The sequence below is a fragment of the Pseudarthrobacter sp. TE3704 genome (assembly GCF_056279405.1).
This window is the reverse complement of the sequence record NZ_JBWCCJ010000003.1, coordinates 368,756-395,754: the sequence shown is the minus strand read 5'-3', so window position 1 is coordinate 395,754 and position 26,999 is coordinate 368,756. Positions and strand designations below refer to the sequence as shown.

At 65.0% G+C, this 26,999-nt stretch carries 23 protein-coding genes; 15 read left to right on the top strand and 8 right to left on the bottom strand.

Annotated elements, in window-relative coordinates; all coding sequences use genetic code 11:
- Genes ACZ9BC_RS09520 through ACZ9BC_RS09505 form a run of 4 tightly spaced genes read left to right on the top strand, consistent with a single transcriptional unit; the run spans nt 1 to nt 4,515 of the window.
- Nucleotides 1-1,392, top strand: coding sequence for an ABC transporter substrate-binding protein (locus tag ACZ9BC_RS09520; protein ID WP_476245717.1), 1,392 nt, complete (start codon nt 1-3; stop codon nt 1,390-1,392).
- Complete coding sequence (locus ACZ9BC_RS09515; RefSeq protein WP_476245716.1) at nt 1,389-2,390, top strand: carbohydrate ABC transporter permease; 1,002 nt, start codon at nt 1,389-1,391, stop codon at nt 2,388-2,390. The genes ACZ9BC_RS09520 and ACZ9BC_RS09515 overlap by 4 nt, the downstream gene beginning before the upstream one ends.
- Nucleotides 2,390-3,319 (top strand): carbohydrate ABC transporter permease, encoded by a 930-nt coding sequence (locus ACZ9BC_RS09510; RefSeq protein ID WP_476245715.1) that lies wholly within the window; start codon nt 2,390-2,392, stop codon nt 3,317-3,319. Before ACZ9BC_RS09515 ends, ACZ9BC_RS09510 begins: the two co-directional genes overlap by 1 nt.
- Nucleotides 3,319-4,515, top strand: coding sequence for an MGH1-like glycoside hydrolase domain-containing protein (locus ACZ9BC_RS09505; protein WP_476245714.1), 1,197 nt, complete (start codon nt 3,319-3,321; stop codon nt 4,513-4,515). The genes ACZ9BC_RS09510 and ACZ9BC_RS09505 overlap by 1 nt, the downstream gene beginning before the upstream one ends.
- Here the strand turns inward: ACZ9BC_RS09505 and ACZ9BC_RS09500 are convergent.
- Nucleotides 4,496-5,068 carry an SGNH/GDSL hydrolase family protein gene (locus ACZ9BC_RS09500; protein ID WP_476245713.1) on the bottom strand — a complete coding sequence of 191 codons (573 nt, stop codon included), beginning with the start codon at nt 5,066-5,068 and terminating at the stop codon, nt 4,496-4,498. The two genes, ACZ9BC_RS09505 and ACZ9BC_RS09500, sit on opposite strands and share 20 nt — an antisense overlap.
- Nucleotides 5,069-5,160: 92 nt before the next feature.
- Here ACZ9BC_RS09500 and ACZ9BC_RS09495 point away from each other — a divergent pair, with 92 nt between their 5' ends.
- Complete coding sequence (locus tag ACZ9BC_RS09495) at nt 5,161-6,924, top strand: class I mannose-6-phosphate isomerase (protein ID WP_476245712.1); 1,764 nt, start codon at nt 5,161-5,163, stop codon at nt 6,922-6,924.
- On the opposite strand, the gene ACZ9BC_RS09490 is transcribed toward ACZ9BC_RS09495, so the two are convergent.
- Nucleotides 6,888-7,814 (bottom strand): ROK family protein, encoded by a 927-nt coding sequence (locus ACZ9BC_RS09490; RefSeq protein ID WP_476245711.1) that lies wholly within the window; start codon nt 7,812-7,814, stop codon nt 6,888-6,890. The two genes, ACZ9BC_RS09495 and ACZ9BC_RS09490, sit on opposite strands and share 37 nt — an antisense overlap.
- Nucleotides 7,815-7,900: 86 nt before the next feature.
- Between ACZ9BC_RS09490 and ACZ9BC_RS09485 the strand changes: the two genes are divergently transcribed.
- A complete protein-coding gene (locus tag ACZ9BC_RS09485) occupies nt 7,901-9,019 on the top strand; it encodes a LacI family DNA-binding transcriptional regulator (RefSeq protein ID WP_476245710.1) in 1,119 nt (372 codons plus the stop codon).
- On the opposite strand, the gene ACZ9BC_RS09480 is transcribed toward ACZ9BC_RS09485, so the two are convergent.
- A complete protein-coding gene (locus ACZ9BC_RS09480; RefSeq protein WP_476245709.1) occupies nt 9,016-9,993 on the bottom strand; it encodes a Gfo/Idh/MocA family protein in 978 nt (325 codons plus the stop codon). The two genes, ACZ9BC_RS09485 and ACZ9BC_RS09480, sit on opposite strands and share 4 nt — an antisense overlap.
- Before the next feature lie 118 nt (nt 9,994-10,111).
- Here ACZ9BC_RS09480 and ACZ9BC_RS09475 point away from each other — a divergent pair, with 118 nt between their 5' ends.
- The 5 genes from ACZ9BC_RS09475 to ACZ9BC_RS09455 are packed head-to-tail and all read left to right on the top strand — an operon-like array spanning nt 10,112 to nt 15,519.
- Nucleotides 10,112-11,164 carry a zinc-dependent alcohol dehydrogenase gene (locus tag ACZ9BC_RS09475; RefSeq protein ID WP_476245708.1) on the top strand — a complete coding sequence of 351 codons (1,053 nt, stop codon included), beginning with the start codon at nt 10,112-10,114 and terminating at the stop codon, nt 11,162-11,164.
- Entirely contained in the window at nt 11,161-11,958 is a 798-nt protein-coding gene (locus ACZ9BC_RS09470) for a sugar phosphate isomerase/epimerase family protein (protein WP_476245707.1), read from the top strand. Before ACZ9BC_RS09475 ends, ACZ9BC_RS09470 begins: the two co-directional genes overlap by 4 nt.
- Nucleotides 11,955-13,289: an MGH1-like glycoside hydrolase domain-containing protein gene (locus ACZ9BC_RS09465; RefSeq protein WP_476245706.1), complete on the top strand. Its 1,335-nt coding sequence runs from the start codon at nt 11,955-11,957 to the stop codon at nt 13,287-13,289. The genes ACZ9BC_RS09470 and ACZ9BC_RS09465 overlap by 4 nt, the downstream gene beginning before the upstream one ends.
- Nucleotides 13,286-15,295, top strand: a complete 2,010-nt coding sequence (locus ACZ9BC_RS09460; protein WP_476245705.1) for a glycogen debranching N-terminal domain-containing protein — start codon at nt 13,286-13,288, stop codon at nt 15,293-15,295. The genes ACZ9BC_RS09465 and ACZ9BC_RS09460 overlap by 4 nt, the downstream gene beginning before the upstream one ends.
- A 5-nt stretch (nt 15,296-15,300) precedes the next feature.
- Nucleotides 15,301-15,519, top strand: coding sequence for a hypothetical protein (locus ACZ9BC_RS09455; RefSeq protein ID WP_476245704.1), 219 nt, complete (start codon nt 15,301-15,303; stop codon nt 15,517-15,519).
- A 994-nt stretch (nt 15,520-16,513) separates the two neighbouring features.
- On the opposite strand, the gene ACZ9BC_RS09450 is transcribed toward ACZ9BC_RS09455, so the two are convergent.
- The 5 genes from ACZ9BC_RS09450 to ACZ9BC_RS09430 form a co-directional block, all read right to left on the bottom strand.
- Nucleotides 16,514-17,530 carry a magnesium and cobalt transport protein CorA gene (locus tag ACZ9BC_RS09450; protein WP_476245703.1) on the bottom strand — a complete coding sequence of 339 codons (1,017 nt, stop codon included), beginning with the start codon at nt 17,528-17,530 and terminating at the stop codon, nt 16,514-16,516.
- 125 nt (nt 17,531-17,655) lie between these two features.
- Nucleotides 17,656-19,116, bottom strand: coding sequence for a TrkH family potassium uptake protein (locus ACZ9BC_RS09445; protein ID WP_476245702.1), 1,461 nt, complete (start codon nt 19,114-19,116; stop codon nt 17,656-17,658).
- On the bottom strand, nt 19,113-21,095 hold the full coding sequence (locus tag ACZ9BC_RS09440) for an APC family permease (RefSeq protein WP_476245701.1): 1,983 nt from the start codon (nt 21,093-21,095) through the stop codon (nt 19,113-19,115). Before ACZ9BC_RS09440 ends, ACZ9BC_RS09445 begins: the two co-directional genes overlap by 4 nt.
- Nucleotides 21,096-21,283: 188 nt before the next feature.
- Entirely contained in the window at nt 21,284-21,955 is a 672-nt protein-coding gene (locus tag ACZ9BC_RS09435) for a response regulator (protein ID WP_476245700.1), read from the bottom strand.
- A complete protein-coding gene (locus tag ACZ9BC_RS09430) occupies nt 21,933-23,459 on the bottom strand; it encodes a sensor histidine kinase (RefSeq protein ID WP_476245983.1) in 1,527 nt (508 codons plus the stop codon). The genes ACZ9BC_RS09435 and ACZ9BC_RS09430 overlap by 23 nt, the downstream gene beginning before the upstream one ends.
- Before the next feature lie 442 nt (nt 23,460-23,901).
- On the opposite strand from ACZ9BC_RS09430, the gene ACZ9BC_RS09425 reads away from it, so the two are divergent.
- From ACZ9BC_RS09425 to ACZ9BC_RS09410, 4 genes are all read left to right on the top strand, one after another.
- Nucleotides 23,902-24,435: an RNA polymerase sigma factor gene (locus ACZ9BC_RS09425; protein WP_476245699.1), complete on the top strand. Its 534-nt coding sequence runs from the start codon at nt 23,902-23,904 to the stop codon at nt 24,433-24,435.
- 1 nt (nt 24,436) lies between these two features.
- The gene (locus ACZ9BC_RS09420) at nt 24,437-25,393 is read left to right on the top strand and encodes a hypothetical protein (RefSeq protein WP_476245698.1); all 957 of its coding nucleotides are present in this window, start codon (nt 24,437-24,439) and stop codon (nt 25,391-25,393) included.
- Between the two features lie 99 nt (nt 25,394-25,492).
- The gene (locus ACZ9BC_RS09415; protein WP_476245697.1) at nt 25,493-25,897 is read left to right on the top strand and encodes an RNA polymerase sigma factor; all 405 of its coding nucleotides are present in this window, start codon (nt 25,493-25,495) and stop codon (nt 25,895-25,897) included.
- Between the two features lie 12 nt (nt 25,898-25,909).
- The gene (locus ACZ9BC_RS09410) at nt 25,910-26,857 is read left to right on the top strand and encodes a hypothetical protein (RefSeq protein ID WP_476245696.1); all 948 of its coding nucleotides are present in this window, start codon (nt 25,910-25,912) and stop codon (nt 26,855-26,857) included.
- The last annotated feature ends 142 nt before the right edge of the window (nt 26,858-26,999 follow it).

Below are 26,999 nucleotides of genomic sequence, written 5' to 3'. Positions count from 1 at the left end.
ATGGCCGTACTTACAGCGGCGTCATTGACCATGGCAATGCTGGCAGGCTGTACACAGAATGAAGGATCGGAAGACGGCGAAAGCCCCAACGGCGAGGCGCAGGCGATCACCGTCTGGACCGCTGACACGCTCCCTGACCGCGTGGCAAAGACTGAGGCCATCATCGACAAGTTCACCGCAGCGACCGGTGTGCAGGTTGAACTGGTGGGTGTTCCCGAGGACCAGTTCAACCAGGTCCTGACGTCCTCGGCTGCAGCAGGGGACCTGCCGGACGTCATCGGCTCCATCTCCCTGGCTCAGGTCCGCACGCTGGCCGCCAACGACCTGGTGGACGCGGACACCAACAAGGCCATTGTCGAAAGCCTGGATGAAAGCACCTTCTCGCCGAGGGCTCTTGAGCTGACGCGCGACGGGGACCAGCAGCTTTCTGTTCCGGACTCCTCGTGGCAGCAGCTCCTTTACTACCGTAAGGACCTCTTCGACAAGGCCGGCATCGCAGCGCCGAAGACCTACGACGACATCAAGGCCGCGGCGCTGAAGCTGGACACTCCGGAACTGGCCGGCATCGCTGCGGCGAACAAGCCCGGTGAAGCCTTCACCCAGCAGACCTTCGAACACATCGCGCAGGGCAACGGCTGCGAGATGGTCAACGAACAGGGCGACATCACCTTCGACAGCCCCGAGTGTGTGGGAGCGCTGGAGTTCTACCGCGACATGCTCCGCGACTATTCGGTGCCGGGTGCCCAGGACGTGGACACCGTGCGTGCCTCCTACTTCGCTGGCCAGGCAGCAATGTCCATCTGGTCCACGTTCCTCCTGGATGAAATGGCCGGCCTCCGCAACGACGCCGCTCCAACCTGCCCCGAATGCGCCGCCGACCCGGCCTTCCTGGCAAAGAACACCGGCGTTGTCACGGGCATTCAGGGACCCGACGGCGACCAGCCTGCCCAGTTCGGCGAGGTTGTTTCCTGGACTGTCACCAAGGACTCCGCGTCCGAGTCTGCCCGCAAGTTCGTGGAGTATTTCATGACCGAGGGCTACGTCGACTGGCTCTCCATCGCCCCTGAAGGCCGCCTCCCGGTCCGGGCCGGCACTGCCGAGAACCCCACGGAGTACGCGGACAAGTGGAAGACGATGCCTGCAGGCGTGGACAAGAAGGAACCGCTTGGCAACTTCTACTCCGAAGACGTCCTCTCCGCTTTGGAGCAGGGTCCCGATGAGCTGAAGCGTTGGGGCATCACCCAGGGCCAGGGCGACCTTGTAGGCGCAGCATTGGGTGAACTGCCCATCGCCAAGGCCGTCAGTGACGTCACCTCAGGCGGTGTGGACCCCCAGACCGCAGCAAAGCAGGCCGCGGAATCCCTCAAGTCCATCAAGGACTCGCTCCAGTGAGTTCCACCAAAAAGGGTGCTTCTGCAGGGCCGGCGGCATCAGCCGCCGGCCTGCGGGGGCGCCGCAAGCTTTCACCGATGGCCCGGGAAGAGCAGCGCGCCGGCCTCACTTTGCTTTCCCCCACGCTGGTCCTTGTCCTGGTCATGGTGGTCCTGCCGATCCTCTGGACCCTGGTCCTCGCATTCCAGCGGGTCCGGATCCTGAACATCCGCACGGCGGGCATTTTCGGCCCTTACACCGTGGCCAATTTCGATAATGTTTTCTCGAGCAGTTTCTTCTCCTCGCTCGGCACCACCCTTGCCTACTCCATCTTCGGCACCGCCGGTGCGATCATCCTTGGGTTGATCGCTGCCCTGGCCCTGCGGAAACCCTTCAAGGGCCGGACCCTGATCCGCGCCTCCATGCTGATCCCGTACGTTGCGCCTATCGTGGCCGTCACGTTCACCTGGACCACCATGCTTGATCCACAGTTCGGGCTGGTCAACTACTGGGGCAAGCGGCTGTTCGGCTGGGAGGAATCCATCCCGTTCCTTAGCGAGCGGGCCAGGGAAGTCTCGCTGCTGGGGCTGGAGTTTCAGATCCCCACCGCACTGATCACCGTCATCGTGTTTGAGTGGTGGCGTTCCTTCCCCTTCGCCTTCCTGTTCCTCACGGCCCGGCTCAACGCCGTGCCGGACAGCCTGGAGGAAGCAGCCCGGGTGGACGGCGCCACACCCATCCAGCGGTTCAACCACATCATCCTGCCGCAGCTGCTGCCCACCATGGCCATGCTGTCCGTCCTGCGCTTCATCTGGACCTTCAACAGCTTCGATGACATCTACCTGCTCACTGGAGGCGGCGGCGGCACCGAAGTAGTGGCCGTGACCGTCTTCAACTACCTGACCGCGCGCGGCGACATCGGTGCAGCTTCAGCGCAGGCACTGGTCCTGGCCCTCATCCTGGGCCTGTTCGTGGGCGTCTACATCAAATTCTTCGCCCGGAAAGAGGAGGTTTCCTGATGGCTGTTCCCGTTGAAACGAGACGCCCCGCCTCCCGATCGCGGCCACCGGAGGGCTCCCGCTGGACCCGCGACGTGATCGAAACCAAAATCTTCGGGGTGCTCCGCTGGGTGGTGATCGCCGGCCTGGTGCTGGTGACGCTGTTCCCGTTCTACTACATGTTCGTCCTGTCCATCCGGCCCCTGGACTCACTGCTGAGGGATCCGGGCTCGCTGGTCATTCCGTTCGGCGAGCTGGACTGGGGCTCCTACGTGAGCATCATGACACCCCAGGAGGACGGCGGCCAAGGGTTCCTGAAGTTCATGGGCAACAGTGCCCTGGTGGCGCTGGGCACGGTGCTGATCTCGCTGATAGTGGCCATCCCCGGCTCCTACGCCATCAGCCGGCTGAACTTCTTCGGCCGCCGCCAGGTCAGCGCCCTGTTCCTGGCCGTCTACCTGTTCCCCAGCATCCTGCTGGCCATCCCGCTGTTCACCTTCTTTACGAGACTGGGCCTGCGCGGACAACTGGTGGCACTGCTGATCGTGTACGTGGCTCAGGTCATTCCCGTGACCATCTACATGCTGCGCAACTACTTCGACACCATTCCCACCAGCCTTGAGGAAGCCGCGGCCCTCGATGGCTGCAGCCGCCTCGGCGTCCTCCGCCGGATCAGCCTGCCGCTGGCCATGCCGGCCATCATCTCCAACGGGCTGTTCGTCTTCATGATCGCCTGGAACGAATTCCTCTTCGCCCTCCTGTTCCTGGTCAACACCCGGCCCAGCTGGACCGTCTCGCTGGGGCTGTCCCAACTCGCAGGAAGCATTGAAGTGCCCACCACAGTGCTGATGGCCGGTTCAGTGATCCTGACGCTACCCATCATCATCATCTTCTTCGCCGCCGAACGTCTCCTCACCGAGGGCCTCACCGCCGGAGCTGAGAAAGGCTGATGGGGCAGCAGGACAACACGGCACCGCAGTACAACGCCACGACGGCGGGGCTCGTCGGAGACGTGCGCCACCTGATGGAGGCGCACTGGCGCCCGGACCACGGCTACAGCGTGCCCAATCCGGGCACCTACCCGCACCTGTGGCTCTGGGACTCTTGTTTCCACGCCATCATTTGGGCAAGGCTGGGCGACGAGCGGGCCTTGCACGAAATCGAGGCTGTCCTGGCTGGCCAGCTGTCCAACGGGATGGTCCCGCACATGCGCTACGGCGGCGAGGGGCCGGATACCTTTCTGGGCCCGCTGGCCGGGACGTCCTCGCTGACACAGCCGCCCATGTTCGGGCACGCCCTCAGGGTCCTCGCCGACGCTGGCGTCCCGGTGCCCCACGCCCTGGTGCTCAAGGCTCGAAAAGGTCTGGACTGGCTGTGGGACAACCGGCGCACCGCGGAGGGACTCATCTATGTTGTCCATCCATGGGAAGCCGGCAACGACCACTCGCCGCGCTGGGACGGCTGGGGAGCACCGGGCCGGACCAAGGACGGCTACAGCCGCCCCGCCCGTACCGCCTGGAACAAGGAGCGCATGAACGACGTCTCCTTCTCCGACGACGGAGCAGCCGCATGGTCCACCAGCTTTGTGGCCTGTCCTGCCGCGTTCAACGCCTATACGGCCTTCAACTTCCGCGAACTCGCCGCGGTCACGGGTGAGGCGGAGCTTGACGACAGGGCAGCGGAACTGGCGGCCGTGATGGATGAGCATCTGTGGGACAGGGAGGAGCAGCTCTGGTCCGACCAGGCCGTAGTGGGCGGCGGACCTTCAGCCAGGATCCCCATCAGCGACGGTGTCATGGGCGCCCTGGTGACTGCAGACGAGGCCAAGGCCCGGGCTGCCTTGGGCCAACTGGCCGACCCTGGCAGGTTTAGGGCGGAGTTCGGCCCTGCCAACGTGGCCCGGAACCACCCGGCGTACGATCCCGATATGTACTGGCGCGGCCCGGCATGGCCGCCGCTGAACTACCTCTTTCAGCAGGCCTTCGAAAGGTTCGGCATGGAGCAGGAGGCCGCCGCACTGGCGGACCTCACAGCGAAGGGCGCCACCACCAGCGGCTGGGCCGAATACTGGAACCCCGAGAACGGGCGCGGCCTCGGCGCCGTGCCCCAGACCTGGGCGGGCCTCGTCATTGCCATGCAGCAGTAACAGCCGCGACGGCGGCGCGGGCCAGGCAAGCGTGGCCCGCGTCGTTCGGATGGACCGTGTCCGCGTCCAGCATGATGGAGGCATCCCAGCCATCCGGCTCCACAACCAGGACCCCCGGCTGAGCGGCGGAGGCGTCGCGAAGCGCATCATTATAGGTATCCACCAGCGCGTTCGAGCCGCGGTTATGCGGGGCGTGCAGGCTGAAATCCAGCAGGTGCGGCTGCGCGAGAGCCACCACGAGAGCATCAGGGGCCGCGTCCCGACAAGCCGCGAGAATGGTACGGAGCGAGGCTCTGTATTGCGTAAGGGCCGACGCCGAGTCCCCGCCGAGGCGCAGATCGTTCAGTCCCGTCATCACCAGGTACAGGACGGCCGGCGGGGGAGCGGCGGACTGAACCAGCGCCGCAGTTCCGGTACTGCTGCTTCCGCCCACGCCCCGGTTGTCCAGTTCCAGTCCAAGCCTCCGGGCCACCAGCGCCGCGAGGCAGGAAGCTCCGCGGGAGGCGCCGTCGCCGTCCACCCAGGAGTGCCCGTAGGAAACCATTCGCCGCATCGCGGCACCTGCCCTTCACCGTCGGCGCCCTCCAGAATTGGTCCGGCGCATGCTGGTAACGTTATCAACAAGAACTGTCCGATTGGAAGACGATGAGCCACACCCCTCCCCGCAGCTACGACAAATTCCCCGCCGTTACCGTTCCAGGCGGCCACCAGGCATGGTCCGGGCAGGACGCCTGGCGCGAACTCGGCCGGTCCGGGGGAGCCCCCATCGTCGTGGACACCTACCCCGGTGTGAACCTGGATGATCTGGTGGCGGCCCTCACTGCGGCCCTTCCGGAGCACCGGATCCTGAACGTGGAAGAGCTTGCCGCCCACCCCATCAGCCACATCGACGCCCTGATCGCCGCGAACCTCACGGATGACCGGGTCTTCGGCGTCATCAGCCACCACACCCTCGCGGACTTTTACGACGACGCAAGGCTGGCTGACGTTGGACGGGACGTGGCATCGTCGGAGGCTCCTGTGGTGCTGGTGGGCTGGGGGGCGGCCCTGGTGCCGCTGGCGGAGCGGACGCTGGTCCTTGCGGACATGGCGCGCTGGGAGTTGCAGCAGCGGCAGCGCGCGGGCGCTCCCAACTGGCGCTGCAACAACGGCAGGGAGGACAACCTGCGCAAGTACAAGCGCAGTTTCTTCGTGGAGTGGCGGGTTGCGGACCGCCACAAGCGGCAGCTGTTTCCCGCCGTCGACTACGTCCTGGACACCAACCGCGGCGCCGCAGAGGCGAAGCTGATCACCGGCCGTGGGTTCCATCAGGGAATGGAGGCCGCGTCCGCGGCCCCGTTCCGGGTGGTGCCGTTCTTCGATCCGGGGGTGTGGGGCGGGCAGTGGATGAAGCAGGTTATCGGCCTGGACAGCGACGCCGACAATTATGCGTGGTGCTTTGACTGCGTGCCGGAGGAGAACAGCATCCTGCTGGACGTGGGCGGGGAGACGGTGGAGCTGCCGTCGGTGGATGTGGTGTTCACGCAGCCGGCCGCGCTGCTCGGACCGCAGACATACGCCCGCTTCGGCGCCGAGTTTCCCATCCGCTTCGACTTCCTGGACACGATGGAGGGCGGCAACCTGTCCCTGCAGGTCCACCCGCTCACGGACTACATCCAGGACCGCTTCGGGATGCACTACACCCAGGACGAGAGCTACTACATGCTGGACGCCGGCCCGGATGCCGTGGTGTACCTCGGCCTGAAGTCCGGAACGGACCCGGAGGCCATGGTGAAGGCCCTGAAAAAGGCGTCCGAGGGCGGCATGCACTTCCCTGCCGAGGATTACGTAAACGCCTTTCCGGCGAAAAAGCATGACCACTTCTCCATCCCTGCCGGCACGGTGCATTGCTCCGGGGCCAACTCGATGGTGCTGGAAATCTCCGCGACGCCGTACATCTTCACGTTCAAGATGTGGGACTGGGACCGGGTTGGCCTGGACGGCCGGCCGCGGCCCATCCACGTGGACCATGCCAGCCGGAATATCCAATGGGACCGCGACACCGAGTGGGCGCGGGAACAACTGCTGGAACAGGTGCAGGAGCTTGGATCAGGGCCTGGCTGGACCGAGGAACGCACGGGCCTGCACGAGCTTGAGTTCATCGAGGTGCGCCGGCACTGGTTCACGGACGCCGTAGAGCATCACACGAACGGCACGGTCAACGTGCTGAATCTCGTGGAGGGCACAGAGGCGGTGGTCGAAAGCCCCTCCGGCAGCTTCGCCCCGTTCGTGGTGAGCTACGCCGAAACGTTCATCATTCCGGCAGCGGTGGGCGCCTACACCATCCGGCCGCACGGCAGCGGGATGGGGCAGAAGCTGGCCACCGTTAAGGCCTACGTCCGCGGAACCGAAACCCGGCGTGCCCAGTAGGCGGCTCCGATCAGGCCGGCTTCCTCGGAACGCAGGGCCCTGGTAAGTACCAGCGTGCCCAGCGCCGGAGCGGCCACGGCGAGGCCTTTTTGGATGGCAGGTTCCACCAGGTCCCAGGAACCTGCCATCGAGCCGCCGACCACCAGAACTTCGGCGCCGAACCGTGCGAGGTAAGGGCCCACGGCCTCGCCCACCGCCGTGAAGGCGTGCTCCAGCACCCCGGCGGCCACCGCGTCGCCGGCCCGCGCCGCCTCGGCAATCTCATGCACATCCGGAGTGCCAACCCCGGGCCGTGCGCTTACATACGTTCGGCGGATCGCCCTCCGGGACACCGTGTCCTCCAGGGGGCGGCCCCGGTATTCCAGCAGATAGCAGCTGCCGTCCGGCGGAACGTCACTTCCGGTCTTGACGGGCACGCCGTCGGCCAGGAAACAGGAGCCCACGCCAGTCCCCAGCGTGATGCAGACGGCCCGGCGGCTGATCCCGGCGGCCCCCATGACGAACTCACCTATCCCGAACGCGTCCGCATCGTTGAGGAAAACGATGCCCTCCTGGGTGGAGCCCAGCCGTCGCGCAAGCCCGGCGCCGACGTTCGCCCCCTGCAGCCGGTCGAACTTGCCCACACCCGCATAGTTGGCGATGCCGCGGTGATAGTCGAATGGTCCCGGCAGGGCCACGCCCCACCGGCCGTTATGTTCGCTGCCCAGGCGCTGGGCTGCCTCTGCAAAGTCGTCGAGCAGGACCTCCGCCGGCGCGTGTGCGTCCAGGTCCAGGCGCACCAGGCTGTCCGGCGTGACCCGCCAGCCGCCCACCGGGCCCTGAACTTTGGCAGCGGTCACGTGGGTCCCGCCGATTTCCAGCACCGGCGTGGGCAAACTGGCTTCCTTCATGCGCGCTCCTTGCACTTGGTAACGTTGACGATGCCGGGCAGGAACCTGCCAGCCGGCGCCGCCGAAAGAATTTCCTGGGTAATAACATGTCCCGCAGCAACGCATCCCCTGCCCCGGTTGAGGGCGCCTCGACGGCCACGGGTGCCTCCAGGGCCAGGAGTGCCCCCACCGTACGGGATGTTGCCGCCCTGGCGGGAGTAAGCCCCATGACGGTGTCCCGGACCATGGCCGGCGGCGTTAACGTCCGGCCGGAGGTCCAGGACCGCGTGCGCGAGGCCGTTGAGAAGCTGGGCTATCGGCCCAACCAGAGTGCCCGGAACACCCGGCTGCGCAAACCCACCGGCCTGATCGGCATCGCCGTCACCAACCTGGGCAACCCCTACTACGGACGGTTCGCCCTGGGTGTCCAGGAGGTGGCGTCCGCACACGGGCGGCAGATCGTGCTGGGCAGCAGCGGCGAAGATGCGGCGCTGGAGGAACAGCTGCTCACTGAGTTTGCAGGCCGCCAGCTCGAGGGCGTCATTCTGGTGCCCGCGGGAAACGGGCTGGACCCGAGCAGTGTCCGGCAGCTGGGGGATATCCCGCTGGTCCTTGCCACCAGGACGGTGGAAGGCCTGGACTGTGATGCTGTCCTGGTCGAAGATGTGGCCGGGGCCGCTGCCGGAACGGCAGCGCTTCTCGCCCAAGGCCATGTCCGCATCGGCTTCCTGGGGGACGTGGAGGCAATTTCCACCGCACGGCGCCGCTTCGAGGGCTTCCGTTCGGCTTTGGAGAATGCAGGAATTGGGTTCCAGCTTGTGCACCTGGCTAAAGTCCGGGATTCGGAGGCTGCGGCGCACGCCGTCGCCGCACTGCTGGCCGGGTCGCATCCGCCCACGGCGTTTTTCTCCGCCAACAACCGCACCACTGTGGGGGCGCTGCGGGCAATCTGCGAATGGCGGGACCGGCGTCACGCGCACGCGGGACCTGCCTGGACGGTTCCCGCTCTGGCGAGTTTCGACGACGTCGAACTGGCCGACCTCCTCGGGGTGCCGCTCACTGTAATGTCCCACGATCCCCGTGAGCTGGGAGCCACGGCTGCGAGGCTGCTGTTTGAACGGCTGGCCGGCAAGACCGGCGGTATTGCTCGCCAGGCTCCGGTCACCGTTCAGTTGCCCGTCACCTTGCGGCACTTCCAGACCAGCCATCCCGGCGGGCGCCGTTAGCTGTTCTTCAGGACGTCGGCCACCCGGACCAGGCGCCCGTCCCGGGCCGAGAGTGCCGCTGCTTCCACCATGGCCTGGATCTGCAGGGCCCGCTGCGCATCTGCTGTCACGGGCGTCCCCAGCCTGACGGCGTCAGCGAACTCCCGCCGAAGGACCGGCCAACATTCGGCGTGGTCCATTCCGGCGGTGGTGTAGTCCAGGCTCCCCGCGGCCGAGTAGACGCTGACCGTTGTCCTGACCTGGCCAAGCCGGACTGATCCTGACAGGGCCGCTTGGCCTGTAGCGCCGCCGTCGTGGAGGGTGGTCAGCGCCACGTAGTCCTTGATGCCGTCCGCGTGGACGGCATCGATGGTGCCGCCGGCCAGGTCCATGAGGTCCAGCAGGTGCGGCCCGAGGTCATGCAGGGCGCCGTACTCGTCCCGCCACCCCTGCGGGCCGTGGCCGGCCAGGAAGCCCGACTCGAGGAACCCGCCGTGGAGGTAGGTTCCGGACAGGCCAAGGATTCGTGCTTCGCTTCTTAGCCCCGCGGCGGAGGCGAGGAAGGCGCGGGTCCGCGGGTGGTAGCGCTTGGTCAGGACCACGGCATGTGCCACGCGGTTGCGCTGTATTGCCTCCGCCACCGCCACGGCCTGGGCCATCGACGCCCCCAGCGGCTTCTCGAGCAGCAGCGCACGTCCGGCGTCGGCGGCCCGCGGGGCGAGTTCGGCCTGGACCGGGGGCGGGACGGCGAAGTCCACCGCTTCACAGGAAGCGAGCAGCTCCTCGAGGGACGCAAAGGAACGGACTCCATGCTGGCGCGCCAGCTTCGACGCACTCTCCGCGCGCGCTGACCAGATACCAATGAGTTCGGTTTCCGCTCCCGCAGCGTGCAGGGGTGCATGCATCGTGGCTGCCCACTGGTCAGCCCCCACCAGCCCGACTTTTACCGGGACGTACGGGGCACGGGAAGGCCCGGGGCCGGGGTGGGAAACCATGTGATGAAGATACTGCACATTCTGCCTAACGTCTATACACAAGTGGGCTAGTGCTTATGCTAATGTCGGTTACGTCACAAACATTCGCCACAGCCCACCACCTAAGGACCGCTAAGAAGTGTCCCGCTTTCTGCGCATTGCCGCGCCACGCAGCGTCGCTGTTATCGACCAGCCCTCTGCCCCGCTGGAACCGGGGCAGGTGCGGATCCGGACTATGTATTCAGGAATCTCAGCCGGGACCGAGCTGACGGCTTACCGCGGCACCAACCCGTACCTGACGTCCGTCTGGGACCCGGAGTCCCGGCTTTTCCAGCCCGGCCATGAAATGCTCGGGTACCCGCTGGACGGCTGGGGCTATTCCGAAGTGGGCGAAGTGGTGGAGGTCGCCGCGCCGGCGGGCACCGCCGAAACAGATCCCGCGGTACGTCTGGGCGATGTGGTCTGGGGGATCTGGGGCCACCGGGACGAAGGGGTCCTCGCTGCGGAGTCGCTGCGGGGCCACGTGCTGCCGGCGGGAATGGACCCGCTGGCCGGTGCATTCGTGAGGGTGGGAGCCATTGCCCTCAGTGCCGTCCTTGCCGCTGACCTGGGCCCGGGCTCTACCGTTGCCATCTTCGGGCAGGGTGTCATCGGGCTGCTGGCAACCCGGTTCGCGGTGCTGAACGGGGCCAGCGTCATCGCAGTGGACGGCATCGAAGCCCGCCGTCATCGTGCCCTGGACTGGGGCGCGGAACATGCCCTCAACCCCTCGCCCGAGCTTGCCGGCGGGATCCGTAGGATCACCAGCGGGGCGGGTGTGGACGTCGCGGTCGAGCTCAGCGGCAACTACCGCGCGCTCCATGAGGCAACCCGGGCAGTGGGAGCTGACGGCACGGTCATCGCCGCCGGTTTCTACCAGGGCGAGGCCGCCGGCGTGCGCTTCGGTGAGGAGTTCCACCACAACCGGGTCCAGCTCCTGGCATCCCAGATAGGCTCCGTTCCCAACCGCCTCCGTTCCCGCTGGACCGTACCGCGGCTGCAGCAGACCGTGGTGGAACATCTCGCCAAGGGCCTGCTGGATGCCCCGTCCCTTGTCACCCACACCTTTCCCCTTGTCGATGCCGCAAAGGCCTACGAACTGCTGGACACGGACCCGCAATCCGCGCTTCAGGTTGTATTGGAGTTCTCATGACGTTAATAACCGTGCAGGAACAGCACCTTCCGGGCGGAAGCCTGGAAGAGAAATTCGACCACGCGCTGGCATGGGGCTTCGGCGGCATTGAGCTCCGCTCCGCCGGGAACCTGCAGTTCAAGGCCCGGCTGACAGAACTGCGGCGGGCGAGAAACGCCGGGGTCGTCATGCCCACCGCCTGCGTGGACATGACCCACTTCATCGGCGCGTTCGACGACGAACTCCGGAAGGACGCCGTCGTCCAACTGAAATCCCAGCTCAGCGTGATGGCCGAGATCGGCGGACGCGGCGTCATGACACCGGCGTCCTACGGGATGTTCTCCAAGCGCCTCCCGCCGTTTGTGCCGCCCCGCTCCGACGAGGAGGACACCGCCGTGCTGGTGGAAGCCCTAACGGCGCTCGGCGAGCACGCGGCGTCGGAGGGGGTGGAAATCTACCTGGAGCCGCTTAACCGCTACGAGGACCACATGATCAACCGCCTGGCCGACGGCGTTCGGCTGCTCAAACTCGTGGGGCAGGACGCCGTGCGCCTGGCGCCGGACACGTACCACATGAACATCGAGGAAAGTGATCCCGCGGCCGCACTGCAGGACGCCGCCCCCTTTATCGGCCACATCCAGGCCAGCGATTCCAACCGACTCGAGCCCGGTGCCGGCAACGTTGATTGGGCCCTGTTCGGGGCGACCCTGAAATCCATCGGCTACCAGGGCACCGTCGCCCTGGAGTCCCGGTTGTCCGGCCCGGCGGCCGAAGTCCTGCCTCGCGTGCCCTCGCTGCTGGGACGCTACCTGTGAGCGCCGCAGGCCCGGCCGGGAACAAGGCCGCTGCCGACCCTGCCACCCCTGCGCAGACCGCCGCACAGGCCACCGCCGTCCTGGAAGCGAACTGGCGCGGAACGCACACCGTTCCTGCCGCCGGCCTCTACCCGCACCAGTGGAGCTGGGATTCCTCCTTCATCGCGGTGGGCCTGAGCCGGGTCTCACCGCGCCGCGCCGGCCAGGAGATGGATGCGCTGTTCGCCGGGCAGTGGGACGACGGCAGGTTGCCGCAGATCGTGTTCGACCCGCACCGGGACCAGGACTACTCCCCGGGAGCGTCCTTCTGGCAGTCCCGCAGCATTCCCGGTGCGCCCCGCTGGGTGGACACGGCCGGCCTGGTCCAGCCGCCCAACCACGCCTGGGCGGTATGGAAAATCCACCAGGCCGACCCCGAGGAATCACGCCGCCGGTCCTTCCTGGAACGGAACTACCCCAAGCTGGTGCGCTGGCACGCCTACCTCACCGGGCGGCGGAACCGTGGCGGCTCCGGCCTGGCCTGCATCGTGCACCCCTGGGAATCCGGAACGGACAACTCCCCGCTCTGGGACACCGTAATGACTCGCATTCCAGCGGACTGCAAAACCGAACTGAACCGCCCGGATCTGCAGCACGCGGACCCGGGGGAGCGTCCCAGCCAAAAGGAATACGGAAAGTACTTCTGGATGGCCGAACGCTACCGGGACCACAACTGCGACGACACCGACGCGGACTACCCGTTCCTGATGGAGGACCCGCTCTTCAACACCCTCTTGGCCGTTTCGGAATATGCCCTGGCGGACATCGCGTCGGAGCTCGGGTTGCCGGGCACCGCCCACCGGAAACGGGCCAAGCTCGTCACCGCTGCACTGGAGGAGCTCTACGTCCCGGAACTGGGCTGCTACTCGGCCCGCGACATCACGGACGGAAGTGTTGTCCGCAAAGCCACTATCAACGGTCTGATCCCGTTGCTGCTGAGCGGACACGCCCATACCGAAGACCTGCTGGCCACACTTAACGGGCCACGCTTCATGGGCGGCAACGCACTCCTGGTGCCAAGCTATGACGCTACCGCCGAGGACCACAACCCCGCTCTCTACTGGCGTGGACCAGCCTGGTTCAACATGTCCTGGATGGTGGCCGAGGCGCTGGAACTGGCGGGATGCACGGAGCAGTCGGAGTATCTCCGCGGCAACATCGGCCGGCTCGCGGCCGAACACAACTTCCCTGAATACATCGACCCGTGGACCGGCGCGGCCCACGGCACCCGCAGCTTCAGCTGGACAGCCGCGCTGGCACTGGAAACCACCTACCACCGGAGCGCTTCATGACCGCCCTCGCCCCTCCGTCCGCGGTATCGGTCCTGGTGGCCCACGGCGCCATGATGCGTGGAGCCGCTGACGGCAGCGTTGGCCGTGCCGACGTGTCCGCGCTGGGAACCGAGGGCCTCTACGTGGCGGACACCCGACTCCTGTCCCGCTGGATCCTGGAAATCGACGACTCCACTTTTTGGGATGTGGGAAGCGTCCGCGAACCGGGCCGCCGCCATACTGCCCTGAGTCCCGCCGCGCGGCGGAACCAAACCCACGACCTCGTCGCCTTCCGTACACAGGAACTGGATGCAGGCGGCCTCACGGAAACCCTGTCCATCAGGAACCTGGGCCGGGAGCCGATAACGGCCCGGCTGGTGCTACGGGCGGGAACCGATTTCGCTGACCAGTTCACCGTGCGCACCGACGGCCGGACCTTCGATCTTAGCGGTGCCGCCAGCAGCCTGACAGTGCACGAGGACGGCTCCGTCGCTTTCGATTACACCCATACTTACGGTGGCCGAACCTTCGAGGCCGGGCTGCAGCTCACCGCCAGCAGGGTGCCGGCCGTCGTCCGGGAGCCGGTGGCCGGCCGCTTCGTTGGCGTCGTGCTGTCCTGGGACCTGCCGCTGGGCGTCGGGGAGACACAGAACCTGACGATTGCCGCCCTGTGCGGCGGCGAATCACGACCACCGGTTCCGGGCGCAGCCGGAAATGCCGCCGCCGGAAGTGCTGATGAGGTTGCCGACCCACTGGCCGAGCAGAGCCTCAAGGACCTGGACTCGCTGCTGATGCCCTGCCCAGCGGAACCCGCTCTGACTATTCCTGCTGCCGGGCTGCCCTGGTTCCTTACCCTCTTTGGCCGCGACTCCCTGCTGACCTCCATGCTCACCCGGGCTGAACGCCCGCAGTTACTCGGCGATGTCCTCCGCGCCCTCGCAGCCACGCAAGGCACCGCTGACGATCCTCTGCGTGTGGAGCAGCCGGGCAAAATGGTGCATGAGGTCCGGGTCAGCGAGCTGGCACATCTGGGCGCGGTGCCATACGGCCGGTACTACGGCACTGTAGACTCCACGCCCCTGTTCCTGATGGCCCTGGGACGCCTGGACGACCCCGCGCTGCTCCGCGAGCTCGAGCAGCCCGCCCGGGCTGCGGTGGACTGGATCCTTGGTGACGGCGGCCTGTGGGACACCGGATTCCTCCGCTACACTCCAGACCCGAACGGGCTGCTGCACCAGGGCTGGAAGGACTCCTTCGACGCTGTAGCCGGTGCCGACGGCCGGGAACCGGCAGGCAGTATCGCGCTGGCCGAAGTTCAGGGCTACACCTGGCACGGCCTGCAAGAATGCGCGCGCCTGGCGGCGGAACAGTGGGGTGACCAAGCCTGGGCAGACACCCTGCAGCAGGTCGCGGACGAGCTCAAAGCCCGCTTCCGCAAAGAATTTTGGATGGAACAGCAAAACTTCCCCGCATTGGCAGTGGACGCCGAAGGACGGCAGGTGGATGCGCTTGCCTCCAACGCAGGGCACCTGCTCTGGACCGGCATCCTCGACCCGGAGGATGCCCGGGCAGTCACCTCACGACTGCTCCAGAACGATTTCTTCACCGGCTGGGGGATCCGCACCCTCGCCGCCGGGCAGCACTACTACCACCCCATGTCCTACCACAACGGTTCGGTGTGGCCGCACGACACCATGTTGGCAGCCGAAGGGATGGCACGATACGGGTTTCTGGCCGAGGCACGGACGGTCGCTAAGGGGATACGGGAGGCAGCTGCGCACTTCAGCAACACACTGCCGGAGCTCTTCGGCGGCTTCTCCCGTGAAGACTTCCCCGTGCCCGTCCAATACCACCACGCAGGTTCACCCCAAGCCTGGGCCGCAGCAGCCGGCCTGACCGCTGTCCGCCTGACAGGAGAGGCGAACGTGCCAGAAGATGGATGCAGAGCCGATTCAGGCACCTCCGTCCCCGGCACCACCCCCGCAAGCACCAAACCGGCAGAAACTGCCGGCTCCGCAGGCGGATGAACGGTGTGGAGCAGCGGACCGAGGGGCGCAGTGCCGGCATGGTGGAGGTCAGAGTGCAGGAAGCAGGCCAGCTCCCCGACGCACTCACAAATGCCGTCCGCGAGGTACGGGAAGCAGCCGACAGGTACTCAACAGGCATCATGATCACCGACGTCGGCGAGGGCTGCTACGTGGTGCGGGCGCATCCGGCCGTGCCCCACGGATTGATACGGGAAACCACCTAGGCTCGCGACACGCTCTCAGGAAGAGGCAAAGGAATTCACTAACAACCTCTGACGAACCTCTCAACGCCGGGCTTAGGCGCGGATACACCAGTTGGCCTAGGCGGTTTCCAACGATCTCCGCGGCCTCGCCTTTCACCCTCGCATCCGAGTGATTAGAACGGCGAAGAGATCCATAGCAAAGGGAAGAAGAAGCAAATGAGTGGTACTTGGTTTGCCGTCGAGCATAACGATGAACAGCTATTCTCGGTCGACGAAGTAAAAGTCACCTTTAGGAAGGATCCACACATCTCGAGAGTGTGGACTATGTCACATACCCAACTGTCCGATCTCCAGAGCGCCATCGAAGACTACCGGACGGCCGACGGCGTGAGAAGTCACCCTGCCTCTCTTTAAGCGCCGGCAGTTGATCTCGGCCGGAACTGGCGGCGACTCTGATCCGTCCATGGTTGGGCACAATTCAGGTTATCCACGGCTGTAAGAAGGAGCCGTTGGAGTAGCTCCCTTGCAGCAGTAGCGGTGGATAACCCATAATAATTGTCCCCGGTTGTGGGCGGCGGACTGGGCGTTTGTGGGTTAGGTCGAACTTTCCTTCTCCACCCCGCCGGAATCGGTGTCAGCTTGTTTCGGTGAGGGCTGCACTCCTGAGCCGGTGACGGGCATGCCGAAGGTAAATGGCTAGTGCCCCAATCCCGGCCATGCCTGGCTCCGCGCGTAAGTGTCACATCAATATACGTGGACGCGAGCACTACCTCTCAGGATCGCTTTGCCAGTCTTTTGCCAATAGAGACGGAATCAACCGGCGAATACCCTTACGGGCCGGAGTGCGGAGGTCCATTCAGATTCAAGCCAGTACACGTGGCCCTTGGCTAACAGGACCGTCCGAAGAGGGTTCCGTCTGATGCCTACAAATCCTTCTCCTAACCCGAGCAGGGTGTCTCGAAACCTCTTCTCAGCGAAACCTTATTGGCCATTGCAGCCCCTTGGGCGGGGCGGCCTACAGCCACTTGCGGTGTTTGAAGGACAGGTAGAGGACGATGCCCATGGCGAGCATGAGTGCCAGGGCTAAGGGGTACCCGAAGGCCCAGTCCAGTTCGGGCATGTAGTTGAAGTTCATGCCGTAGACGGTCCCGACGAGGGTGGGGGCGAACAGGATGGCTGCCCAGGACGAGATTTTCTTGACTTCCTCGTTCTGGGCGAGGCTGGATTCGGCGAGGTGGTGCATTTCCTCGTTTTGCCGTTGCCCGACCAGGGCGGCGTTAACGGTCAGGGCGTTTTGCAGCAGGGCACGGAACCCGTCCACCCGTTCGACCAGGCGCAGGACGTGGTCGTGGACATCGCGGAGCCGGCGCTGAAGTTCCAGGTCCAGGGCGTATTTGTCGGAGCCGCGCAGGAGCGCTTCAAGCATGCCGCGCAGGGGGTGCGTGGCGCGCTGGAATTCGATGACTTCGCGGGAGAGTTCGTAGATGCGGCGGGTGACGTCCGGGTTGGAACCGAACAGTTCGTCCTCGATTTCATCGATATCGTTTTCCAGGCCGGCCACGACAGGTTCGTACTGGTCTACGACTTCGTCCAGGATTGCGTAGAGGACGGCCTGGGGTCCGAGGTTAAGCAGGTCGGGATCGGTTTCCAGTCTGCGGCGGACCCGGGCCAGGTCCGGGGACTCGGCGTGGCGGATAGTCACCGCGAAGTCGGGGCCGACGAAGACGTGCAGTTCTCCGAATTCGACCTTTTCCACGTCGTCCAGATACCGAGCGGGCCGCAGGACCGTGAAGAGGGTGTCACCGTAGCGTTCGAGTTTGGCGCGCTGGTGGCCATGCAGGGCGTCTTCGACGGCGAGTTCGTGGAGGTTGAATTCGGCTGCTACTGACTGGATCTCTGCCGGTTCGGGCCGGTACAGCCCGATCCAGGCCATTCCACCGCGTTCGCGCATCACTTCATACGTCTCGTCCAGGTTCCGGGGGTTGTCGGTCCGGTGGCCGTTGACGTAAACGGCGTTGTCCACCATCGTCATGGTTGATGCCCTCCTCGGGGGAAATCTGGGTGGTTCGTTGCGGAACGGCTGGCTGCAGCGGGGAGCCGGTGAAAGTGCCCGGCGGCAGAAAGGCGCCTGTTCACTGTACCGGCGGAGGGAGGGTGTTACCCGATGATGGGCCGTTCTTCGGGGAGGTGGTAGAGGCGGGGCCGGGCTGAGAGGGCGAGGGCGGAGGCGACGGCGACTGTGCCGATGCGTCCGGTGAACATCAGGGCCATGAGGACCCATTCGGCAGCCGGGGGCAGGTTGTAGGTGATGCCGGTGCTCATGCCGACGGTTGCAAAGGCGGAGATGGATTCGAAGAGGACTTTTTCGAGGCTGTAGTCGGTGAACATGAGCAGCAGCATGGTGCCCATCATGACGGTTCCGATGCCGAGCAGGGCTACGGAGAGGGCCTGGCGCTGGGATGAGGAGCTGATGGAGCGGTGGGCGATGGTGACCTGGTCGCGGCCGCGGACTTCGTTCCAAATGGCGAAGCCGAGCACCAAAAAGGTGGTGATTTTGATGCCGCCGGCGGTGCCGGCGCTGCCACCGCCAATGAACATCAAAATGTTGGAAACCATCAGTGTTTCCGGGGCGGCAACGCCGTAGTCGATGCTGTTGAACCCGGCGGTGCGCGGGAACATCCCGCCGGCGAAGGAGCCGAGGATCTTGCCGGTGAGGGAGAGTTGGCCGAGGGTTTCGTTTCTGTTCCATTCGAACGCGGCGAACAGCGCAGTACCGGCGGTCAGGAGGAAGAGTGTTCCGTAGATGGTCAGGCGCAGGTGGATGGTCCAGTTTTTGGGCTTCAGCTCGCCGCGGCTGAGTTGGATGATGACCGGGAATCCGAGTCCGCCGGCGATGATGGCCAGGCAGATGGGGGTGATGATCCAGGGGTCTTCGGCGAAGCCGATGAGGTTGTTGCTGTAGACGGAGAACCCGGCGTTGTTGAAGGCGGAGATGGCGTGGAAGATCCCGTGCCAGAGGGCTGTGGCAGGGTTCTGGTCGTAGGCGATCCAGAACCGGGCAGTCAGGATCAGGGCTGTTGCGGCTTCGAACCCGAGCATGATCTTGGCGACCTTGAACAGCACGGTCCGGACGTCGCCGAGGTTCAGGGTGTGGGTTTCCGTTTGTGCGACCAGTTGCCCGCGCAGGCCGATGTTTTTGCGGACCAGCAGCGCCAGCAGGGTGGCCAGGGTCATGATGCCGAACCCGCCGACCTGGATGAGCCCGAGGATGATGCCCTGCCCCAGGGGGGTCCAGAACGTTGCCGTGTCCACGGTGATCAGGCCGGTGACACAGACCGCCGAGACCGAGGTGAACAGGGCCGGCATGAACCCTTCAGCGCCGCCGTCAGTCCGGGCCGCCGGGAGCATCAGCAAAGCGGCGCCGATGATGATGACCAGTAAAAACGCCACCGGGACGGCCCTGACCGGATGGGACATCAGCCTGCGGACGACGTTGCCCTTCCCGGGCTTACCGTTCCTGGCTTCCCGCAGCATTTTCTGGACAGCGGCGACGCTGGCAGGGTCCAGCCCCGGCACTCCAGTTTCCGCCGGTTGCGGGGGGCTCCTGCGCAGGCTCATCCCACGTGGATACCGGGACGCCGGTCCGGGTCTGGTTCGTTTTCGCGGATGATCTCGCGGACGACCGGTGCGGTGTCGCCGCGTCCCAGGAGCAGGTAGCGCATCAGGTGGGCCAGGGGGTTGCCTTCGGACCATTCGAAGTAGGCGTGCGGGCGGACGCCGGTGCAGTCGCGCAGGGCAAGGAGGATCGCCGCGATGGCGTTCGGGGCGGCCGGGCTCTGGGCGCGGAGCACCCGGTGGCCGTCCACCTCCACACCGTGAACAGCCAGGGTGTCGCTGAACTCGGAAGGGTCGGTGATGTCGATTTCCAGGAAGATCACATCAGCCGTGCCCGGCACAGGATTGTTCTCGCGCTGTTCCGCTTCCTTCCCGGCGTATTCGGCGGCGTTGCGGGCTTGGGGGCGGTTGGCGATGAGGTTGATCCGGCCGTCGTACTCGAGTGTGTCGGCGATGAAGCGGCGGGCGTTGTCGTCGAACTCAAGCCTGTCCACGCGCAGCTCGGTGGTGCGGCTGATGCGGGAGACGAGGGACACGGCGATGATGCCGAGGATGAAGAACCCGGAGATGGTGATGCCGTCCGGTTTTTCGAGTACGTTCGCGGCGAGGGCGTAGAGCATCACCACGGTCAGTACGGTAAAGCCGATGGACGCTGCCCGCTGCTTCTTGCGGATCGCGGAGATGGTGACGGCGATGGCGCCGGAGACCATCATCGCGAGGATGCCGGTGGCGTAGGCGCCGGCCTGGGAGTTGACGTCGGCGTTGAAACCGATGGTGATCAGGATGCTGATGGCGGTGTAAACGAGGACCACCGGGCGGACGGCGCGGGACCAGTCCGGGGCCATGCCGTAGGAGGGCAGGTAGCGGGGGACGATGTTGATCAGCCCTGCCATGGCGGAGGCACCGGCGAACCAGAGGATCAGGATGCTGCTGATGTCGTAGACGGACCCGAAGCCGTTGCCGAGGTGTTCGTGGGCCAGGTAGGCAAGGGCGCGGCCGTTGGCCTCGCCGCCGGCTTGGAATTCTTCGGCGGGGATGAGGACGGTGGTGACGAAGCTGCTGCCCAGCAGGTAGACGCTCATGATCAGTGCGGCCGCGGTCAGGAGTTTGCGGGTGTTTTTGACCCTGCCGGCCAGCTTTTCCTCAGGGGTGCTGCCTTTGGCGGCGACCAGGGGCATCATGCTGACACCGGTTTCGAAGCCGGACAGGCCCAGAACCAGCAGGGGAAACGCGATCAGGGCGGGGCCAATGATTCCGGTGAAGCCACCGCCTGAAGAGGTGAGGGCCTCGGTCCAGTTGGTGAGCGCACCGGGCGTGGTGAAAACGTCCATGATTCCGGTGCCGATGATGACGGCGTTCATGAGGAGGAAGACTGCCACCAGGGGGATGGCGACGGCGACGGCTTCGGAGAAGCCCAGCAGGAACACCCCGCCCAGGATCAGGAGCAGGACCACGGTGATCGTGACGGCCTGGCCCTCAAGGAAAGGTGGCAGGTAGGGGTTTTCGAGCAGGTGCACGGTGGCATCAGCTGCGGAGAGGGTGATGGTGATGATCCAGGAGGTTGCGACGAAGCCCAGCAGGACCAGCACGAAGACCTTCCCCCGCCAGAACGGCAGGAGCCGTTCGAGCATCGCCACGGACCCCTGGCCGTGGGGGCTTTCCTTGGCCACCCGCCGGTACATGGGCAGCATCCCGAGCAGTGTCAGGGCCACGATCAGCAGCGTCGCCAGCGGGGAGAGCGCCCCGGCGGCGAGGGCGGCGATACCGGGCAGGTAGGACAGGGTGGAGAAGTAGTCCACTCCGGTCAGGCACATGACCTTCCACCAGCTCTGCTGGGCGGCATGGCTTTCGTTTGCCTCCGGTCCCACGGGCTGGTTCACCCGGTGTTCCAGCAGCCACCTGACCAGCGGGCTGCCGGGGGAAGCTTCGCGTTCAGGGTTGGGAACGGTGGCAGGAATGGAGAACCGGGCAGAAGCCGTCAAGGACGTGTCTTTCTATACTGCCAAAAACGGGCACAACTCTCCCCGTTTTCAGGCGCGACGCTGTGCTGATAACCACCGGAGCGTAGCACCGGGCAAAGCCCGTCAACGCGGGGTTTCCGCCGATCTTAATGGTTTCTTAACGCCCTCTTGCGGACGTCAAACAAGCCCCTGCAGCAGGTGTGAAGGGGCTACTCCTGGAAGCGGTATCCCAGTCCGGTTTCGGTCAGCAGGTGCCGTGGACTCGCCGGGTCGGTTTCGAGCTTCCGCCGCAGCTGGGCGAGGTAAACCCGCAAATAGGCGGTCTCCTCGGAGTAGGCAGGACCCCACACCTGTCTGAGGATCTCCTCATGTGTGACCAGGGCGCCGCTGTTCCTGGCCAGCAACTCCAGAATGTTCCACTCAGTGGGCGTGAGCCGGACCGTCACACCCCGGCGGGTCACCTGCTTGGTGGCGAGGTTGACGGTAAAACTGCTGGTTTCGATCACCGGAGTGTCCCCGGGGGAGCCGCGGCGCAAGGCGGCACGGAGCCGGGCCATCAGTTCGTCCATCCCGAACGGCTTGGTCACATAATCGTCAGCGCCGGCATCCAGGGCCTGGATCTTGTCATCAGACCCGTGCCGTGCGGACAGGACCACGATCGGGACTTTGTTCCAACGCCTGAGCCGGCGGATCACCTCGACACCGTCCAGGTCGGGAAGACCGAGGTCCAGGATGATGACGTCCACCGGATGCTGGGCCGCCTGCTCCAGCGCGTTCTGTCCGGTGAATGCGGTGACGGTGGAATAGCCCCTGGCGTTCAGGTTGATTTGCAGGGCACGGAGGATCTGGACCTCGTCATCAACGATCAGTACCGATGCCATGGAGTCCTTTCGTGGGAGGTGTCGGCGCTACGCCGGTGGAGAGCGGCAGCCGGATCACCATCGTCAAGCCCCCGCCGGGGGTGGGCTCAGCCAGCAGAACCCCGCCCATGGCTTCGGTGAACCCTTTCGCCACGGCCAGGCCGAGGCCGATTCCTGTCCCGGGCGTGGTGTCATCGGCTCGTTGGAAGGGTCGGAACATGGCCAAGACCTTGCCTGCCGGGATGCCGGAGCCGTGGTCGACGACGGTGAGCTCGCTGGCAGGAATATCCCCAATTCTTGCACTGCCCGCACCACCCACGGCGCCGGAGATGACCACATCAGAATCGGGGGCATACTTCAAAGCGTTCTCCACCAGGTTCGCGATCACGCGTTCGAGCATCCCGGGATCGGCATCGACCGGCGGCATGTTGTCCGGCAGCAACACGCGGAGCCTCTGCGAGTCCGTGCCGCGGAGCGCTTCACCCACCACATCGGCCCAAAAGACCGGGCGGATAAGGGGCGCAACGGAGTCCGCGGTGATCCTGGACATATCCAAAAGGTTGCTGATCAGATGGGCCAGCCGGTCCGCACCGGACTCCACGGTGTCCAGCAGTTCTTCCTGCTCCTCAGGCGCGAGACTAATGGTCTTGTCGCGCAAGCTGCTTGCCGCTAACTTGACGCCAGCCAAGGGCGTGCGCAGATCATGGGACACCGCCCGCAGAATGGACGTTCGCACGATGTTCCCCTCGGCCAGGCGTAGGTTTTCCCGCTGGCTCGCGGTGAGCTCTTCGCGTTGGACCATGGCCAGCAGATGCGCACCGAATGCGGCCAACAACCGACGTTCATCCTGGGTCAGTTCCTTTCCGGTGAGTGTGAGCCTCCGGTCCCGGTCCAGCTGCTCCACTATGTCAGCATCCGTTAGGACAGTCGGGCGGGGTTCGCCGGAAAACTCCTGAAGCTCCCACACCACGCTCGCGCCCGGCCCAGTCTCACGCCTGACCCACAGACCTGCTCCCTTCACCTGAAAATGCTCCCGAACCTTGGCCAGGAACGCAGGGATACTGTTTCCTTCAGCGACCGCCCGACGGCTCAAATCACTAAGGACCGCCGCTTCCGCCCCGGCGATGTGCGCCTCCCTGCTGAGCTTCGCCGAGCGGTCCACGACCAGTGACACGGCCACCGCCACCACGACAAAGATGAACAACGCCAGGACATTCTCAGGATCAATCACCGCCAATGACCCGAAAGGTCGGACGCTGAAGTAATTCACGATCAACCCAGCGACCACAGCCGCCAATACTGCGGGCCACAGCCCCCCTAGCAGCGCGACACCAACAATCCCGGTGAGCTGTACCAGCATGTCCGTTGACAACTGGTCATGAGGCAGAAGCTTCAAAAGGAACTGCAGGAGCGGAGGGAGCCCCAAAGCGAGGACAAATGCCGGTACCTCCCGCCGCCGCCCCAGCCTCGGAGCCGTCCGTCCCTCGCGGCGCCCAAGAAAAATGCGCAAATTACCACGTGCCATGGCTCCATTGTTCCCCTCCGCCCGAAGCTCCAAGCCTTGGAGGGCTCAAAGGGTGCCCCAAAAAGACTGCATGTCTCGAAACCTCTGCGCCTCGAATCGTTAGCTTTGCAAGACAGTCGACGGAGCAGACCGCCCGACCTTCTGACAGTGCGGAGAGGCCGTGCTGCAACAGCTGAACGGCACCTGCCATTTAGCGCTGCGAAAATCCCGCCATTTACCGCTTCGATTCACAGACCTGCCGCTTCATGTCGAATGCCGCTCGGGCGCCACTCCATGTCGCAGTCCTCGCCCTGGCGGTTATAAGGTCTTTAGGTACCGCCAACTGGACACTCGCGCGCAATAGGGTGGGGAAACTTTCGGGGCGCCCTGTAAGGAAGTCTGCGTATCCGGAAACATGATCAGTACCCGGAGATTCCGGGGTTCTGGTAAGCGGGGCGGTCCCATGTTGTTGGAGCGCGAAACGGAGTTTGAGGCCCTTTACAGGGCACACTACCGCCGCGTCTACCATTACATTCTCCGCCGTATCGGCGACCCGGAGACAGCCCAGGAACTGACGGGCGATGTCTTCCGGATAGCGTGGCGAAAGTTTGATGACCAGGACGACGCCGGCCTGCCGTGGCTTTGCGCGGTGGCGCACAATCTTTTGGGGAACGAATACCGCGGAAGGAAACGCCGGCGCGAACTGTTGGTGAAGCTGAAGGATTTTGCCCTTGTTGGGGCCGCGGTCCAGGAAGCATCAGCGGATGGTCACCGCGCCGATGAAGGACCCGCTACTGACGTGGTGATTGAAACACTTGGCCGGCTCCCTGAACGTCACCGTGAGGTTCTCATCCTGGTGTACTGGGACAACTTCACTACGGCAGAACTGGCACGCTGCCTCGGCTGCACCGAAGGGGCAGCCGGAGTCCGTATCCACAGGGCAAAAAAAGCGTTCGCAGCTGCCCTTCCGAAGAACGTCCGGAGCGCAGGGAGCTGACATGGACCCCATCGACGAGCTTTTGAGGCGCGCAAACCCCGTCCGGGACGATGCGGAACCACCCCGTGCACCGGTGGCGGAATTTCGGCAGGCACAGACGGTACTTCCCATGGATGACCGCGTCCACAACAAGGGGGCAGGGTCCGACCAGCCTCGGCTTCGCGGGCCCTTCCGCAAACTGATGCCTGCCCTCGCCATTGTGGCAGCCACCCTGTTGCTGGTGTCCGCAGCGCTGGTGGGCCTGCTGTCATCGAATGTGATGTCTCCTCAACCTGTGGCACCGCCGGAGACCGGGACTGCGGCCGCGGACGACTGGCGGCTGGGCAGCTTCTCGGCGGACGTCCTCAGGAATGGTGAAACTGTTGTCCACGTCCGCATTCCCCCTGGGTGGCAGTTGGACCAGGCGGACAATGATGTCGACAGTACCAACCCGGACTATCCGGCCGCGGCCGGGTATCTGAACGCTCCAGCCAACCTGGCGGGCCAATCAGGAGCCCGAGTCACCGCGGCGATGGTCTACTACGGCCAGTTCGGAAGCCGCTACGATCCTGCTGCATGCCCGGGCCCCCAGGAGTCCTTCACGGAACTCGACAGTTCACCGGTTGATGTTCCCTATGAGCGGGGCATCGAGGGCACTGTTCCGCCCCGTTTCGTGTACCGGGTGGTATCCAGCGCCGACGGCAAGCTTGTCCCGTCGTTCGGCATCACCACGCGGGCGCCAGGGACCAGCACCGATCCCTGCACCCAGTACTTCCAGGTCAGGGCTGAGCGGCCAGGCTTCTACTTCATGTTCACCAGCTATGTCCTGTTCTCCGGCCAGTACCCGGGCTGGCTGGTGCCCTCAAATCCGCTAGCCCACACGTTTTCCACCCTTGAGGAGGCCGAGGCCTTCATGGACACAACGGAGTACCGGGACATCAAACGAATGTTCAGTTCGGTAAACATCACGGCCCCCTAACGGGCCTGCGGTTTTGCATCTGGAGGTAAAGACATGGATTCAGCAAGCTCCCGCGAATTAGCAGCGACAGATGCTTTACTGCTGCGGATACTGGCCGCCGTGGCAAGGCGAACCGGGGATCTCCACTATGCCAGGGCGATCACCGTTGACGCCTACCGGGCCGCTTTGGCCGAGCCGGAAGGAGCCGCTCCGCGGTTTGGGTGCATACTGGCCACGGCGCTGGACGCCGCCACGAAAATGGCCAACGACAAGGACCAGGCCGCTGCCCGCACCGCATCGGACGCCGGGGCGATTGCATCCTTGCGACCATCTGACCGGCAGATACTGCGGCTGGTGTACTGGGACCAGGTCAGCATGGCCGAGCTGGCCGAATACCTGGACTGTTCCATCGCCGAGGCCGGCCGCCGCCTTGACCGCGCTTACCGGCACGCCGAAAGGCGGCTCCGCAGGGTGGTGCCCCTTCCACAGCCGCCCGAACCTCCTGCCCTCCAGCCACAACACTGACCTGATGTTGCTATGAACCCCATCGAACAGCGCATCCAGGACGCTGCCCCTCAGTTGGATCCAGCGAACCCGTCATTTTCCCTTGAGGAACTTCAGATCCTTGCTCCTGCCAACGAACCCGAGCAGCTCACCCCGGGCAACGCCGGTATCTACCGGCATGCCGGCGTCAGGCATCGGCGCCACGGCAGTGCGCGGTCGGTGCTGGGTTTTGTCCCGTTGGCCCTGATCCTGCTCATCGGTATTCTGCAGATGCTGCCCCAAGCGAGCCAGAATGCCGATGAAGACGCAGCAAAGGCTGCCTTTCCGGACCCTGGACTGCTGTGGCGGACCGTCACAGTTACCCGCCCTTGGGCAACCGGGCCGCAGCTGTCCGCCAGTTTCGACCTTCCGGCAGAATGGCAGGTCCGGCGCCACCGGCCGTCCACTGATTTCCCAGGGCTGCACGCCACCGTCCGGGATCGGGATGGGCTGGTGGTAGCTATGTTGTACCTTGGTCCCGCGCCCGCCGGGGCGCTGGCCTGGACATGCGGCCAGTTCCCCTTCAGCGGCGTGGAACTGGACCGGAAGGAGGTACAGACGGGCACAGAAATCCTTGACCCGGGCCTCACGACCGCGTACCGGTATGAACTCGAGGCGGGCCAGGAGACGCGGGGCACCTTCGGCCTGGTCCCCGACAGCAGCCGGGGTACCGCCTGCTCCACCGGAACGGAGGCGGTTCCGACGGGGCAATTGATTGTCCTATTTGGGGATGCCCTCCGGATTCCCACCGTGAAAGCGCCGCAGGTGCCGCGGAGCGGGTACGCGAGGACTTTCACCATCGATGACGATGCACGCACGTACTTGGCGTCCGCGGAGTACGCCTCGCTTCGCAGGATGGTCACGTCCCTGCACGTGGATGTCCCTGCCGACACCTCGTATATCTGGGACGTTGCGACAGGTAAACCGCCCGGGCATTGGTGAACGAGCTAACGGGTGAGTGGAGGACGTTCAAACTGAACCCTATTGCAGCCAACCATCGTCCATTAGTTTCTTAGTAAGGTTCGCTATCCCAAACCGGTAGGAGTCCTGCCGTCTGGCTTACGCAACCCCAGTAAGGCCCTGA

What these genes read in the sequence shown, in the direction of transcription:
- ACZ9BC_RS09520 (WP_476245717.1), top strand. Translation starts at nt 1, where the DNA reads ATGGCCGTACTTACAGCGGCGTCATTGACCATGGCAATGCTGGCAGGC.
- ACZ9BC_RS09510 (WP_476245715.1), top strand. Translation starts at nt 2,390, where the DNA reads ATGGCTGTTCCCGTTGAAACGAGACGCCCCGCCTCCCGATCGCGGCCA.
- ACZ9BC_RS09505 (WP_476245714.1), top strand. Translation starts at nt 3,319, where the DNA reads ATGGGGCAGCAGGACAACACGGCACCGCAGTACAACGCCACGACGGCG.
- ACZ9BC_RS09500 (WP_476245713.1), bottom strand. Translation starts at nt 5,068, where the DNA reads ATGCGGCGAATGGTTTCCTACGGGCACTCCTGGGTGGACGGCGACGGC.
- ACZ9BC_RS09495 (WP_476245712.1), top strand. Translation starts at nt 5,161, where the DNA reads ATGAGCCACACCCCTCCCCGCAGCTACGACAAATTCCCCGCCGTTACC.
- ACZ9BC_RS09490 (WP_476245711.1), bottom strand. Translation starts at nt 7,814, where the DNA reads ATGAAGGAAGCCAGTTTGCCCACGCCGGTGCTGGAAATCGGCGGGACC.
- ACZ9BC_RS09485 (WP_476245710.1), top strand. Translation starts at nt 7,901, where the DNA reads ATGTCCCGCAGCAACGCATCCCCTGCCCCGGTTGAGGGCGCCTCGACG.
- ACZ9BC_RS09480 (WP_476245709.1), bottom strand. Translation starts at nt 9,993, where the DNA reads ATGGTTTCCCACCCCGGCCCCGGGCCTTCCCGTGCCCCGTACGTCCCG.
- ACZ9BC_RS09470 (WP_476245707.1), top strand. Translation starts at nt 11,161, where the DNA reads ATGACGTTAATAACCGTGCAGGAACAGCACCTTCCGGGCGGAAGCCTG.
- ACZ9BC_RS09460 (WP_476245705.1), top strand. Translation starts at nt 13,286, where the DNA reads ATGACCGCCCTCGCCCCTCCGTCCGCGGTATCGGTCCTGGTGGCCCAC.
- ACZ9BC_RS09450 (WP_476245703.1), bottom strand. Translation starts at nt 17,530, where the DNA reads ATGACGATGGTGGACAACGCCGTTTACGTCAACGGCCACCGGACCGAC.
- ACZ9BC_RS09445 (WP_476245702.1), bottom strand. Translation starts at nt 19,116, where the DNA reads ATGAGCCTGCGCAGGAGCCCCCCGCAACCGGCGGAAACTGGAGTGCCG.
- ACZ9BC_RS09435 (WP_476245700.1), bottom strand. Translation starts at nt 21,955, where the DNA reads ATGGCATCGGTACTGATCGTTGATGACGAGGTCCAGATCCTCCGTGCC.
- ACZ9BC_RS09430 (WP_476245983.1), bottom strand. Translation starts at nt 23,459, where the DNA reads ATGGCACGTGGTAATTTGCGCATTTTTCTTGGGCGCCGCGAGGGACGG.
- ACZ9BC_RS09425 (WP_476245699.1), top strand. Translation starts at nt 23,902, where the DNA reads ATGTTGTTGGAGCGCGAAACGGAGTTTGAGGCCCTTTACAGGGCACAC.
- ACZ9BC_RS09420 (WP_476245698.1), top strand. Translation starts at nt 24,437, where the DNA reads ATGGACCCCATCGACGAGCTTTTGAGGCGCGCAAACCCCGTCCGGGAC.
- ACZ9BC_RS09410 (WP_476245696.1), top strand. Translation starts at nt 25,910, where the DNA reads ATGAACCCCATCGAACAGCGCATCCAGGACGCTGCCCCTCAGTTGGAT.